This is a genomic window from Streptomyces griseus (genome assembly GCF_001715295.1).
GTDB lineage: Bacteria > Actinomycetota > Actinomycetes > Streptomycetales > Streptomycetaceae > Streptomyces > Streptomyces griseus_G.
Genome location: NZ_MDKB01000005.1, coordinates 441,882 through 455,732, shown reverse-complemented (window position 1 = coordinate 455,732; position 13,851 = coordinate 441,882). Strand labels below are relative to the sequence as shown.

General features: G+C 71.5%; 11 protein-coding genes. 1 reads left to right on the top strand and 10 read right to left on the bottom strand.

Going from position 1 to position 13,851, the window contains the following annotated elements:
- Positions 1-25: 25 nt before the first annotated feature.
- From BA175_RS26800 to eccD, 9 genes are all read right to left on the bottom strand, one after another.
- The gene (locus BA175_RS26800) at positions 26-337 is read right to left on the bottom strand and encodes a hypothetical protein (RefSeq protein WP_069174093.1); all 312 of its coding nucleotides are present in this window, start codon (positions 335-337) and stop codon (positions 26-28) included.
- Positions 330-788: a YbaB/EbfC family nucleoid-associated protein gene (locus BA175_RS26795; RefSeq protein ID WP_069174092.1), complete on the bottom strand. Its 459-nt coding sequence runs from the start codon at positions 786-788 to the stop codon at positions 330-332. The genes BA175_RS26800 and BA175_RS26795 overlap by 8 nt, the downstream gene beginning before the upstream one ends.
- On the bottom strand, positions 788-1,369 hold the full coding sequence (locus tag BA175_RS26790) for a type VII secretion system-associated protein (RefSeq protein ID WP_254667996.1): 582 nt from the start codon (positions 1,367-1,369) through the stop codon (positions 788-790). The genes BA175_RS26795 and BA175_RS26790 overlap by 1 nt, the downstream gene beginning before the upstream one ends.
- A gap of 53 nt (positions 1,370-1,422) precedes the next feature.
- Positions 1,423-3,612 (bottom strand): hypothetical protein, encoded by a 2,190-nt coding sequence (locus BA175_RS26785; protein ID WP_069174090.1) that lies wholly within the window; start codon positions 3,610-3,612, stop codon positions 1,423-1,425.
- Positions 3,613-3,616: 4 nt separating this feature from the next.
- Positions 3,617-3,994, bottom strand: coding sequence for a hypothetical protein (locus BA175_RS26780; protein ID WP_139131415.1), 378 nt, complete (start codon positions 3,992-3,994; stop codon positions 3,617-3,619).
- 34 nt (positions 3,995-4,028) lie between these two features.
- Positions 4,029-4,328: a hypothetical protein gene (locus tag BA175_RS26775; protein WP_069174088.1), complete on the bottom strand. Its 300-nt coding sequence runs from the start codon at positions 4,326-4,328 to the stop codon at positions 4,029-4,031.
- 116 nt (positions 4,329-4,444) lie between these two features.
- Positions 4,445-4,792 carry a hypothetical protein gene (locus BA175_RS26770; protein WP_069174087.1) on the bottom strand — a complete coding sequence of 116 codons (348 nt, stop codon included), beginning with the start codon at positions 4,790-4,792 and terminating at the stop codon, positions 4,445-4,447.
- 263 nt (positions 4,793-5,055) lie between these two features.
- A complete protein-coding gene (gene eccB / locus BA175_RS26765) occupies positions 5,056-6,498 on the bottom strand; it encodes a type VII secretion protein EccB (protein ID WP_069174086.1) in 1,443 nt (480 codons plus the stop codon).
- 115 nt (positions 6,499-6,613) lie between these two features.
- Positions 6,614-7,996, bottom strand: a complete 1,383-nt coding sequence (eccD, locus tag BA175_RS26760) for a type VII secretion integral membrane protein EccD (RefSeq protein WP_069174085.1) — start codon at positions 7,994-7,996, stop codon at positions 6,614-6,616.
- Between the two features lie 276 nt (positions 7,997-8,272).
- Here eccD and eccCa point away from each other — a divergent pair, with 276 nt between their 5' ends.
- The gene (gene eccCa / locus BA175_RS26755; RefSeq protein ID WP_069174084.1) at positions 8,273-12,202 is read left to right on the top strand and encodes a type VII secretion protein EccCa; all 3,930 of its coding nucleotides are present in this window, start codon (positions 8,273-8,275) and stop codon (positions 12,200-12,202) included.
- A 345-nt stretch (positions 12,203-12,547) separates the two neighbouring features.
- Here the strand turns inward: eccCa and BA175_RS26750 are convergent, their stop codons facing one another.
- Positions 12,548-13,822: a S8 family serine peptidase gene (locus BA175_RS26750; protein WP_079159820.1), complete on the bottom strand. Its 1,275-nt coding sequence runs from the start codon at positions 13,820-13,822 to the stop codon at positions 12,548-12,550.
- Positions 13,823-13,851 lie beyond the last annotated feature (29 nt).

The following is a 13,851-nucleotide window of genomic DNA, read 5'->3' as shown; positions in this document are numbered from 1 at the left end:
GCCGCGTCTTCGGAGTTCGGCCGGCTCAGCCGGCGGCGATGTGGTTGGCGTCGTCCTCGGCGTCGTTCAGGATGATCGAGGCGTTGTTGCCGCTGATGCCGACCATCTCGAGCAGGTCGGAGAGACCTTCGAGGCCGTAGGTGAGACCCTTGCCCGTCGCGAGGACGAACTTGTGGTACTCCTTCGCGTACACGTCGTCCCGGCCGCCCGCCGTCAGGTTCTCGGCATTGATGTTGTCGTTGAGGACGCCCAGTTCACCGACGATCCGCGCGATGGCACCGAACTGGGTGAACCGTCGCGGAAGGTCCCCGGGAACGCTCAGGGTTCCGTCAGCCATAGAACTCGTCCTCCTCGCCACGGTTCGCGGACGGCTTGCGCCCGCCACCCAGTACCGTCTCCGTCAGCCCCTCGGGCTGCATCGCGCGCAGCGGAGCGAGCAGATCCTCCAGCTCGCCACCGCCGAACATGCCGCGTGCAAGCTCCTCCTGGCTGCCCATCAACGGCCGGACCGTGCCGCTGACCTTGGAACTCATCTCCGTACGGGCCGCGTTGACCGTGGTCTTCAGCACCTCGGCCAACTGGGCCGGCGGCATCGTGCGGTAGCCCTCGGTGTGGAATTTGAACGAGAGGACCTCACCGTGCGCGTTGACCGAGGCGGTCACCATCCGGTCCTTGGAGGTCACCGAGGCGGACGCCCTGGCCAGCTCCTCCTGGACCTGCTGGATCTTCTTCGTCTGTTCCGCGAGGCCGGCCATGGCCTCCGCGAGCTGTTCCTGGAACGACACCATCAGTCCTGCTTCTCCTTGCGTTCGGCCGCCGCTTCCAGCACGTCGACCGCGCGGGACAGGTCGTCCGCGGACAACCGCAGGGCGACGGGTCCCGTCGGGTTGAGGTAGAGGTCCTGCCCTTCGGGTACGAGCGCGAACGCCTCGGAGACGGGCAGGACCCGATGGGCGAGCGCGCCCGCCCGCTCCAGATGGGCGGGCGCGGTGAACACCGGCACCACCGGATAGCCGTCCGGCGTGCAGACGCTGACCGCGCCGCCGTCCGGAGCCGTCAGCACGGCCAGTTCGGCCGTGACCACGGCCAGGGCGACGCCCTCGACCGGACCGTAACCGGTCGCCGCGAGCTGCATGGCGGCGTCCACGTCGTCGGTCGGTTCCGGCCAGCCGAGCATGCCGGGGGACGGCCGGTACTGCTCGTTCCGCTGCCATTCGGCGATCTCGCCGTCGGCGTCGGAGCGCCACTGCCCGATCACCGCCCACAGCGGCGGTTCGCCTTCTCCGCTCCATGCGGGGTCCACCGTGCCGAACCAGTGCCCGGGCGCGGTGCGCGCGGCCGCGCGGATGTCGTCCGGCACCGGGGGCATGGCGGAATTCTCGCTTCCGGCGGGTGTTCGGCCCGCTTCCGCCTCTGCGGAACTCATCGCCCGATCACACCCGTCCCGGCACCGGGCTCGGTGCCCCACACCTCTTCGTCCTCCGAGAGCCATACGGTGCGCTGCCGGTCGCCACCGTTGCCTCCCGGGCTCCCCGGGGCGCCGCCGCCCATACCCATCGGTGGCATGAAGGGCGTGCCGGTTCCCGCTCCGCCCCCCGCACCTCCCCGCCCGAGGGCGCCGAGCGACTGGGTGGACACAGTGCCCTGCGTCGGAGGGGCGCCCGGGGGCAGCGCGGCCAGGCGCATGGCGGCACGGGCGCGGTCGCTGAGTCCGGACACCATGGAGGTCGGCTCGCGGACCGGGTTGCCGTGGCTGTCGATCATCTTGCGGAGATTCCCGGAGTCCCCCTTCGAGCCGCCGAAGAGGTCACCGCCCGACGTCGGCGGGCGGCGCTGACCGTTCAGCAGCTCGTCGAGCGTCTTGGGAGCGCGGGTCCTGAGGTTGTTGCTGCTCTCGGTGATGTGCTTGCCCTGCGGATCGCTGATGGTTCCGTCGGCGTTGATCCGGGAGCCGGGCGGAACGGTGAGCTTCCCGCCGTACACGTTGGTCAGTGGCTTGCCGTCCGCGCCGATCAGGTTTCCCTGAGCATCCACCTTGGTGCCCTTGGGGACGATGACGTTGCCCTCGGCGTCGACCCTGAAGCCCCGCGTCAGGTCCCCCGAGGTGGAGCCGCTCGGAAGCGTCGGCGGCTTCGGGCCACCGGTCGCGGGCGGGATGATCTTCCCCCCGGAGCCGATGGTGGAACCGGGCGGCACGACCAGGGGCCTGCCGTCCGCGCCGAGGACCGGTTTGCCCTTGGAGTCGGTCACGGCGCCGGTCTTGGGGTCGATGCGCGATCCGGACGGTAGCGTCAGGGGCCCGCCACCGCCCAGAGGATTGGTGGTGCCCGAGGTGCCGCCCTGGGGGCCGGTGACCGGATTCGGGCCGAGGCTGAGGTTCTTGGTGTTCGGGAGACCGGTGCCGGACGTGCCGCCGCTCGGCCCGGTGACCGGAGGCGGGGCTCCGAGGCCGAGATCGCCGCCGTCCTTACCGCCCGTACCGTCCCCGCCGATTCCGCCCCCGTCACCGCCCGCACCGTCTCCGCCGGCGCCGTTGCCGAACATCTCCTTGAACTTGTTGAGGATGTCGTCGGCGCTGCCCGTGCCACCGTCACCGCCCGCACCCGCGGAGCCGTAGAAGGTGTTCTGCTCCTCGGGCGTCAGCGAGATGGTGAACGTAGGCTTCACGATGGAGTTCGCGTCGGAGAGCTTCATGCTCGCCTTGTCGTAGACCGTCGCCAGGTCGAGCATCGTCTGGGAGGACTTCTCGTCGAGTTCGGACTGGACGGCCGCGAGCCAGCTCGCCTTCGCGCGGTGCTCGATGCCGGCCCAGTCAGGCCCGCTGACAGTCGGATCGTGGTCCGACATCGGGTTCTGGGTGGCCATGGCCTTCAGGAACTCCGCACGCAGGTGGGTGTAGGCCATGGAGATGGGACCGGGTTCTCGTTTCTCGATGCCCGTGCCCACGGTTTCCCGCTTCTCGAACCATTCCCAGAAGTTCTTCTTCAGTATTCCGACGGTAGTCGTCAGTTGATCGCTCACCGCTTGGAGATCATCCTTGATCGCGCCACCCAGGTAAAAGGACTGGGTCTCCTGGAGTGAACGCTTCACCGCCTGAAGAGCGGCTTGGAAGAGGGCGGCGGACTCCCCTTGCAGCTCCTCCGTGCCGTCGCCCACCTTCTCGGCCCATTCGTTGAACGTGGCCGCCCATCCGCCCGTCCAGACGTCCATGGTGTTGAGGACCTCGGACGCCTTCTTCGACGACAGGGGATTGGCGTCCTTGTTCGTCCCGGACGTGACCGATCCAAGAATCGGATCGGTCGCTCCGGTGAACTCCACCAGCGCACCCGCTTCATTGCCGAAATTGGTCCAGTCGTAGCCGAACCCGAACATCAGCCATTGTTCCTTCGGCCGGGTGGGAAAGGCGAAGGCGTAGTATCCGTCCAGCCCCCACTCCACCGCCTTCAGGCTCGGAGTACCGTCGAACCAGGCGCCGTTCACCTCTTTGGTGATCCACCGCTTGGACCCCTCGCCCGCCACCAGGTTCCGGTCCGGAAGCTTGGTGGTGCCGTCGTGAAACATGGCGAGGATGTCCTCCCACCTGGCCGGCATCCCGGGAGGCACCTCGGCCATGGCGTCACTTTCCCTTCGGGGTCAGGATCTCGGAGAACTCGTCGGCGAGGGCACCACCCATGCCCGTGGAGTCGTCCTCGGCATCCCTGTGCTTGGTCTCCACGTCCCGCAGACTGGCCGAGAAGTTGTTCATGAAGGTGAGCGCCGTTTCGTACCGGGTACGCATGCCGGCGCGGTACGTCTCCATCTGGCCCTCGAGCGCCTTCGCCTGCGGGCACTTCTCGGGGTTTCCGAGGCCGAGAGGAAGCTTCGATCCCAGGCTCACATACTCCGGCTTGACCGTGAGGTCACGACGGAACGTGGGGATCTCCTGGTTCGCGTACCTGAGATAGACGCCCTCGGTCGACTGGAAGATGTCGCCCGGGTTCACTTCACCAGCCATGCTCACACCTCACACGTAAATTCCGGCGGTCGGGTCAGCTGCCCTGGAGATTGCTCAGCCCGCGGCCACCGTCGAGGTCACCGTCGATCTGCCGGGCGTGCATCCGCTGGAGGGTCGTCCGGGCGACCCCGTACTGCTCGTCGAGCTGCAACTTGATCCGGCCGAGCTCCGCCTGGAAGTCCTCCCAGGAGGCACGGGTCTGACCGCTGAGGGTGTCGCGCAGCGCGCCGAAGTTCTTCTCCATCCAGGCGAGCGCCTCCTTCATCTCCTGCTGGGCCGCGTCCATGTTCTTGATGGCGTCCAGGACCCCTTGGTGGCTGATCTTGACGGACATGAAGGAACTCCTCGTGAGGCGGTTAAGAGAGCGGGAGAAGGAAGGCGGTGAGAGAGCCGGTGAAGGAAGGCGGTGAGAGAGCCGGTGAAGGAAAGCGGTGAGAGAGCCGGGGAAGGTCACCCGGGGTTGATCGCCCCGGCGATACCGGCGGCGTAGCTGTTCGCCTCGTGCTCGGCGTCCGTGAGGAGCCGGTTGGCCATCGCGGTGCCCTCGCGGAAGAACTGGGTGCGCTCCATGACGCGGGCGTGCGCCCTGAGCCACTCGTCGATGCCCGCCGCGTGCGTCTCCGAGGAGACGGCCTGGTAGGCACCCCGCACCTGGCCCTGGATGGTCCTGACCTTGCGGCCCGCTTCGTCCATGTCGCGCAGATGCTGGTCCAGCGTCTTCAGCGTATCGAGCATCGCCGTTTCGTCGTTGGACAGTCCGTCGGCCGAGTTGACGTTGAAACCGGAGACATCAGACATGGGGGTCCTCCTGGACACTGCGGGAACACGGTGGCACCACGGGTGCACGGCGGGCCGACCACACCGGGAATCCCGACCTCCGGCAGTCGACGGATCATCAGGTTATACGGCGTAGGGGATCTTGGCAGCAAAGTGCCCCGCTGATCTGACTGTTCATCTGCGCTATGGGTCTGAGCTGCGAAGACGCCGGAGAACACACGGTCTCTCGACCGTCCTGTCCTCAGGAGAACCTCAATTCCCCTGAGGTCGGCGTCGGCCGGTCGTCAGGGTGTGTCGTTCTCCGGCGCTTCCACCAGTCCTCGCGTGAGCAGGAGCGTGTCGTCCAGGGCGGGTCCCGACGCGAGCATGCCGAGCACGCCCGACGGTACGGGCACGGCCTGGTCCGCCCGGTACCCGAGCCGCTGGAGGCCCTTCTCACCGCCCGGCACGGGGTACTTGGCACCCGACCCGGTGACCAGGTGGTAGGCCGTGCCCGTGCCCGCCGAGGAGAGTGCCGTGACGAGGGCACCACCCTCCGGGCGCGCCGCGAACATGTCGGCGGTCCCCGGTCCCGCGGTGATTCCGGGCTGGTTGGACACCGGCCGGCCCCCCACCCCGTCCGCGCGAGGCAGGACGACCGAGACCGTCGGCCTTCCGTCCGCGGTACCGATGACGGCACATACGCCCTCGTCCGCACCGACCGCGGTGGGCCGGGGGAGGCCGGTCGGGACCGTCCCCCCTCCGGCCCCCACGAACCGGACCGCCTTCGGGTCCCGGTGGCGCGCCAGGTCGTCGGGACCGATCTTCCGCAGGACGACGGCCCCTCCGGCGTACGCGGTGCGCTGGGTGCGCGGGTCGCCCTTCAGCAGAGCCTCCTCGAGCGCGGTGATCTCCGTCAGCCCGCCCTCCGTCAGCACGTAGTGGCCGCCGGAGCCCTCGAAGAGCTGCCCGATCCGTGACGGCCGGCCGGCCAGCGAGGGGCCCGCCTTGCCGCGTCCGGCCACGTCCGGCACCGCCAGGTCCGGGCCCGGCGGCAGGGCGTTGAGGAACGCGTCCGGGACCGGGTGGGCTCCGTCCGCGTCGTAACCCAGCGACTGCACGGCGTAGTTCGCGGTGTCCACCCGCATCCGGGTCCCGTGCCACAGGAGGTACGTGGTGCCGCCCTGGACGGTACGGACCAGGGTGGCACCGGTCGACGTCACGGGCCTGCCCTCGGCGGTCAGGCCGACGGCCAGGGTGAGGACCGGATCCGCGCCGGCGTCGGGCCGGGTGGCGCACACCGACCAGGCGTCGCGGCTCAGCGCACTCGCCTGCGGCAGCGGGTCCGGAGCGCCGACGATGCCCAGGGTCGCGCCGCGCGGGGCGTCCTTGATCGAGGCGGGCTCGACGCTCACCACCTTCATCCGGTCACCGGCCAGCAGTCTGGCCGAGGTCTCGTTGAGGACCGGGTGGAGGACTCCGTCGAGCGTGAGGTAGCGGGCCCCCGAGCGTTCGTCGAGCACCAGCGTTCCGGTGGCCTTCCACGCGTTCGAGCCACCGGGCACCACCAGCCCGTACACGGCGACGACGAGTGCCGCCAGGGCAGCGACCACGAGACCGATCACGAACCCCTTCGTGGTCCGCCGATGTGCGGACTCGGGCGCGTCCGGGTCGTCCCGGAGCATCCCCAGTGACAACCGGCTCATGACGAACATGTGCGCGTGGACCTGGTCCCGCCTGGACTGCATTCCTTGCCTTTCCGACCGGGCGTCGGCCCGGCGCGCGAGACCCGGGGTGCCAGGGCCTCGGGCCGCCGGACGCCGGGATCCGTCCGCAGTCCGGCGGCGGCCGCCGGAGAGCGGGTCAGCTGTTGAGGCCCCGCAGGTACTGGTAGAGACCGGCGACGATCAGGGCCAGCGGTACGAGGACGACGGCGAAGAGCAGATGAAGCAGGTCGACCGCGCGCCCCCAGTAGGGCACCAGGCGCCGTCCGGGGAGTGTCCAGCCCGTGACGGCGAGCACGGCCCCGGCGGCCAGCAGGGCGGCGAGCACCAGCGGCCGGGACGCGTCGTCGGTCCGCAGGACGGACTGCACCGTCAGGAGCACGGAACCGTAGGCGGCGGGCAGGAGGACGGCCAGCCGCTGCCAGGCGCCGCCGATCGCCCGTGCGTGCGTGAACAGCAGCGCGCACAGGACTGCGGCCAGCGTGAGCGGCGCCCAGGACGCCTCGAACGCCAGCACCGTGAGACAGCCCGCCGCCACCAGCCCGGTGGCGCCGTAGAGGCCCGTGAGGTAGCCGTCGGCGACGGCGCCCCGGGTGGCGATCCGCTCGTCCGGGGTGGGATCGATGCCCTCCTGGAGCTGGCCCGCGTTGGTGGGCAGCAGTGGCACCTTCAGTCCGGACAGCCGGAACGCCAGGGACGGCAGGAAGTGCCCCAGCAGGACCACCGCCAGGATCAGCGGGGCGGCCGCACCGGTGGCCGGGACGCCGCCGAGTACCAGGGCTCCGCCGATCGCTCCGAGGACCGCGGCCAGGGCGGCGGCCAGGAACAGCGGGGCGCACGCACCCACCGCGGCCAGCGCGAGCACGGCGGCGCCGGCCGCCGCACAGCAGCCCGCGAGCAGCCGGGCACCCAGCTCCACGTCGGGTGCGGCTCCCTGGGGCACCAGGGCTCCGGCCAGCGCCAGGTAGGGGACGGCCGCCGCGCCGAGCGCGGCCCCCGCGCCGACGTCGCCGACCGCGCGCGAGGCAGCCGCCGCGCCGGCCAGCAGGAGTGCCGCGGTCGCCGCCGCGCAGACCGCCCTGATCCCCGCGGGGCCGGGCAGCAGCAGGAGCAGCAGGCCGACGGCGAGGGCGCTCAGGGCGAGCGCGGTCATGAGGTGGTGCGACCACACCGGCTTCCAGGAGTCGGGGCGTTCGCGCAGCCGGCTGGAGAGCCCGTCGACGAGGTCGTCGTAGTGGATCTCCGGGAGGGCGTCCCCCCGCAGGCGCAGATGGACCGTCTCACCGTCGCGCAGGCCGAGTTCGCCGAGGGTGTTCTCGTCGTCGAGGGGTTCCTGCCCGAGGCGCTGGAGCACCCAGCCGCCGGCCTGCGCCCCACGCTCGTAGAGGTCGGTGCCCCCGTGGTCGACGAGGGTCGGCAGCAGATCGGCGAGCACGATGTCGGAAGGCACGGCGAGTTCGACGGAGCGGTCGGGCGTCAGCACCGTGAGGCGGCACAGAGGTGCCGCGGATATGTCGGTCAAGCGCGTTTCATCGCCTTCCAGGACAGTGGTCGACGCGGTCAGATTGATCACATTAACTTGTGCGTGCAGTCTGTACGTTGCGGGGTTCGGTCAAGATCGACTGACCCGTTCCGTCCACCGCCCGGCCTGCGCTCCCGCACCGTCGGCCGTACCGCCGGCGTTTCGCGTCCTGTCATCCGAAAGACGCGTCACGGCAACCGCCGGCACCCCTCAGGAAGGCGATCCCCTTTGAGCGTGGTGCTCTTCAAGAGGCCTCCCCGGCGTCTTGGACCCGAGATGCCCCATGGTGAACTGAGCCTCCAGGAGCCGCCCACGGTGCCGGAGACACAGAGCGCCATGGGCAACATGATCACGTACATGCCGATGGCGCTCAGCTCGCTCGGCATGGTGCTCATCTTCCTGCGGCCCGGCAGTGGCGGCGGCCCCATGATGTACGTCGCCATCGGCCTGATGGCACTGTCGGCCGTCGGCATGCTGGTCTCGCAGATCGTCCGGGCGTCCGGGGACCGCAAGCGGGCACTGCTCGGAGAGCGGCGCGACTACATGCGGTACCTGTCGATCAGCCGCCGGCGCATACGCAAGGTGATCAACCAGCAGCGGGAGGCGCAGGCGTGGTCGCACCCGGACCCGGCGTCCCTGTGGAGCCTGGTGCCCACGGCCAGGCTGTGGGAGCGGCGGGCGGCGCACGCGGACTACGCCGAGGTGCGGATCGCGGTGGGGGAGCAGCAGTTGGCGACGAAGCTGTCACCGCTGAGCACCAAGCCGGTGGAGGACCTGGAACCGCTGTCCGCGCACGCCCTGCGGCGGTTCATCAAGGCGTACGGCACCGTGCCCGACCAGCCGGTCGCGCTCTACCTGCGCACCTACGCGCGCGTCCTGCTCCGGTCCGCCGACGAGGAGGCCGCACGGGCGATGGTGCGCGCCGTGCTGGCCCAGCTGAGCGTGTTCCACGCACCCCAGGACCTGTGGATCGTCGTGCTGGCGGACCATGACCGCCGGGAGGCCTGGGAGTGGGTGAAGTGGCTGCCGCACAACCAGCATCCGACGGACGTCGACGGTGGCGGGCCCGTGCGGCTGGTCACCGACTCGGTCCTCGGCCTGGAGACACTGCTCGGCGACGAACTGACCGGGCGGCCCGCGTTCGAGACGGACGCCGTTCCCAGCGCCGAGGAGCCCTACTGCCTCGTGGTCCTGGACAGCGTCCGGACACCAACCGACTCCCGGCTGGCCACCGACGGCTACCGCAACACGGTGACGCTGGACGTGTCCGGCTCCCTGCCCTGGCGCCCGTCCCGCCACACCCTGCGCCTGCGGATCACCGAGCGGCGGCTGGAACTGGTCGGCACCGACCGGTCGGGCAAGGAGACCACGTCCGTGCTCGGCAGGCCCGACGCGCTGGGTCCCCGGCGGGCCAAAGCCCTGGCCACCCTGATGACCCCCTACCGGATGGGTGGCACCACGGACAACGGCGAGGCGCTCACCACGGACGTGCAGCTGACCTCCCTGCTCGGTCTGCCCGACCTGCACACCGTCGATCTCGACGCCGTGCGCGCCGAACGCAGCGAGCGGGCCCGGCTGCGGGTGCCGCTGGGCCTCGCCGGCGACGGCACCCCGGTCGAACTGGACATCAAGGAGGCCGCCCAGGGCGGCATGGGCCCGCACGGCGTGCTGATCGGCGCGACCGGATCCGGCAAGTCCGAGCTGCTGCGGACCCTGGTCCTGGCGCTCGCGCTCACCCACTCCTCGGAGAAGCTGAACTTCGTCCTGGTCGACTTCAAGGGCGGCGCCACGTTCCTCGGCCTGGAGGACCTGCCGCACACCTCCGCCGTGATCACCAATCTCGCCGACGAGTCCTCCCTGGTGGACCGCATGCAGGACGCCCTGCACGGCGAACTGATGCGCCGTCAGGAACTGCTGCGCGGTGCGGGGAACTACACGTCGGCGTACGAGTACGAGACGGCGCGGGCGGCGGGGGCCGATCTGGAACCGCTGCCGACGCTCTTCGTGGTGGTCGACGAGTTCAGCGAACTGCTCTCCGCACACCGCGACTTCATGGACCTGTTCGTGATGGTGGGGCGGCTGGGCCGCAGCCTCGGTGTGCATCTGCTGCTCGCCTCGCAGCGGCTGGACGAGGGCCGGATGACCCAGCTGGAGTCCCACCTGTCGTACCGGATCGCCCTGCGCACGTTCTCCTCGATGGAGAGCCGCGGCGTCCTCGGTGTGCCGGACGCCTACCAACTGCCCTCGGTACCCGGCAGCGCCATTCTGAAGAAGGACACCGGGACCCTGGTCCGCTTCAAGGCGGCCTACGTCTCCGGTCCGTACCAGGGCGTCCGCAGGGTCGGCCCGTCGGCCGTCGCCGGCCAGGTCGTCCCCTACCGCACGGAGTGGACCGCGCCCCGGCTCCCCGCGCCCGACCCGGAGCCTCAGCCGGCGGCGGAGGAGGCGAGCGAGGAGACCCTGCTCGCGCTTGCCGTGACCCGCATGCGGGAGGGCGGCAGGCCCGCACACCAGGTCTGGCTGCCGCCGCTGGACCGCCCGCTCCCGCTGGACGTCCTGCTGATGGGCGTGGCGCCGCACGCCGAGCGGGGCCTCACCACCCTCGACCCCGGACTGCACGGCACGCTGACGGTGCCGGTGGGCGTCATCGACCGGCCCTTCGACCAGACCCGCGAACCCCTGATCGCCGAGCTGTCCGGCGCGGGCGGGCACGTCGGCATCGCGGGCGGCCCGCAGAGCGGCAAGTCCACCCTCGTACGCGACCTCATCATGTCGCTGGCGCTCACCCACACCCCTCGCGAAGTCCAGTTCTACTGCCTGGACTTCGGCGGCGGCTCGCTCGGCGCACTCCGCGACCTGCCACATGTGGGCGGGGTGACGGGCCGGCTGGACCTGGAACGGGTGCAACGCACCCTGGCCGAGGTGCAGTCGCTGGTGGCCAGGCGCGAGAAGCAGTTCGCCGAGCTGGGCATCGACTCCATGGCGACGCTGCGCGCCCGCCGGACCGCCGGTGAGCTGGCGGACGAACCGTACGGCGACGTGTTCCTCGTCGTCGACGGCTGGGGCACGATCCGCCAGGACTTCATGGACCTCATGGACACCTTCACGGCGCTGGCGGCGCGGGGCCTCAACTACGGGGTGCACCTGATCCTGGCGGCGAGCCGCTGGTCGGAGATCCCCACCGCGCTGCGGGACCAGCTCGGCACCCGCTTCGAGCTGCGGCTCGGCGACAGCATGGACTCCATGATCAACATGCGGTCCGCCGCGACCATCCCCAAGTCGCCGGGCCGCGGCATGACCGAGACCAAGCACCACTTCCTCACCGCCCTGCCCCGGCTGGACGGCGGCGAGAGTGCGGCGGACCTCGCGGCGGGTGTCACCGACGCGGTGGCGCGGGTGACCGCGCACTGGCAGGGCCCGCCCGCGCCCGCGGTCCGTACCCTGCCCTCGGTCCTGGATCCCGCCGAACTGCCCGACGCCGAGGTCGGCCCGGACGGTGATCTGCGCCTGCCGCTGGGCCTGGAGGGGAACCACCTCGACGTCCTGTGGCACGACTTCGCCCAGACCGCCCACCTGGTCGTGGTGGGCGACGCGGAGACCGGGAAGACCAACCTGCTGCGCTCGGTCTGCCGGGCGATCACCGACCGCTACACCCCCGCCGAGGCGCGGATCCTGCTGATCGACTACCGCCGCGGACTGCTGGAGAGCGTCCCCGAGTCGCACCGGCTGGGGTACGCGGTCTCCGTCGACCTGCTCAAGCAGGCGGTGGACGGCGTCGCCCGGGCCATGAAGGAACGCCTGCCCGGCGCCGACATCTCGCCCGCCCGGCTGAAGCGGCGGGACTGGTGGAGCGGCCCGCGGGTCTTCCTCGTCGTGGACGACTACGACATGGTGTCCAGCGGCACCATGAGCAACCATTTCGGGCCGCTGCTCGACTACCTCGCCCAGGGCGCGGAGATCGGTCTGCACCTGATCGTGGCCCGCAGCGCCAACGGCGCGTCCCGCGCGATGAACGACTCACTGCTGCGCTGGCTGATCGAGGTCAACACGCCCGCCGCGCTGCTCTCCTGCCCGCCCTCGGAGGGCTACCTGTTCAATGACACCAAGCCGAAGCAACTTCCGTGCGGACGGGCGCAGTTGATTACGCGCAGGGGTGTGGTGCAGGTGCAGACCCCGCTGCTGTCCGAACCGGCGGGCGACGCGTAGGCGCAGGCGTGGGGCCGGGGCGCCTGCCCCGACCCCGCACAGCCGCCCCGCACAGCCGCCCCCGCACAGCCGCCCCCGCCCGGACCCGCCGGGCGGGGGCGGCTGTCCGCGGACCGCGTCATGACCGGTCCGCGCGCGGCCCGGCGGCTTCCCCGGCTCGGCCTCCGCGCGCCGCGTGTGGTCCCGGTGGGAAGGACCGCGTCGCCTGCTCCCGGCCGCCGGCCGTACGTCGCAGGTGTCCGCGGCGAGACTCGTCGGGGCGACCTGGGGAGCGAGCCGGGTCACCGGACGCGTATGCGGCGGGTCAACGCATGCTGCCCTGGCCTCGCGGTCACGGCGCGGGGATCACCCCACCTCCGCGGCCGCCCGCCCGGCCCGCCATCCCCGGCGGCGCCCCCGGGGCAGCACGAACGCGAGGAAGGCGACGAGCAGGGTGACCCCGACCGCCCCGCCCGCCACCGCGAGCGCCTGGTCACGTGCCTTCGGCGGGTCGAGCGGCGGCACGGCCGGGGCCGCGGCCCCGCGCGTTCCGGACGGGGTCTGCGCACGCTCCTCGGGAAGTACGGCGGAGAGTGCCCGCACCGGATCGACGATCCCCCGCCCCACCCCGGGGTCCGGCGTGTCACCCACGGCCCCGTAGGCGGTGGCCTCCAGCCGGTGCGCGACCTGCTCGGCGGTCAGCCGCGGGTGGTAGGAGAGGACCAGGGCCGCCGTACCGGCCACGAAGGCACCGGCCACCGCGTCGCCGCGGCCGGTGAACCGCCCGCCGCCGCCCGGTCCCGGCCCCGTCACCGACACTCCGGGAGCGCCGAGTGCCGGCTGTGAGCGCCGCCCCTTCTCCGTGTCCGGCACTTCCGGCTCACCGCCCGGCCCCACCGAGGAGACTGCGAGGACTCCGGGTAGCGCCGCCGGGTAGGCGGGTCCGTTCTCCGCCTGAGCCGCGCCCGCGCCGCCCTCCCATTCGCGCGCCGAGGCGGGCGCCACCACGAGCGCACCGGCCTTCTGCGCGGCGAGGACGGCGTCCTTCAAGGGCCGCGGTGCGGAGGGGACGGCCAGGGCCGCGTGGATGATCCGGGCCCCCGACGCGGTGGCCGCCCGGATGCCCTCGGCCAGCGCCTCCGGTGTGGTCGCGCCCTGCCGGTCGGTGGCCCGGACCGCGATGACCTCGGCCTCCGGCGCGACCCCGGCCGCGCGCAGCCCCTGCTGCTGCCTGCCCGCGACGATCCCGGCGAGGAACGTGCCGTATCCGACGCAGTCGTCCCGCACCGTGCCGCCGGCCACCGTGTCCGGACCACCAGCGACCCGCCCCTCCAGCGCCGGCACCCGGCGCAGATCCGCACCGGTGCTGACGACGGCGACCTTCACCCCCGCACCCCGGGTGAGCTCCCAGGCCCTCTCGATCCCCAGGAAGCTCTGCGCCCAGGGAACCCGGGCCGACTTCTTGGCGGACGCCGCAGTGCACGGGCGGCCGTCGGCGACCATGGCACGCATCCCCGGCAACGAGGGGCTGTCCGTGCCGTCCGCGGCACCCGCGGGGGCCGCGGCTCCGGGTATCAGGAGCAGGGCGGCCAGTGCCGCCGGTCCGAGGGCGAAGGACACCGGGGACCTCGAAGATCGCATGCGCCGATGCTATCGACGCCACCGGGCCG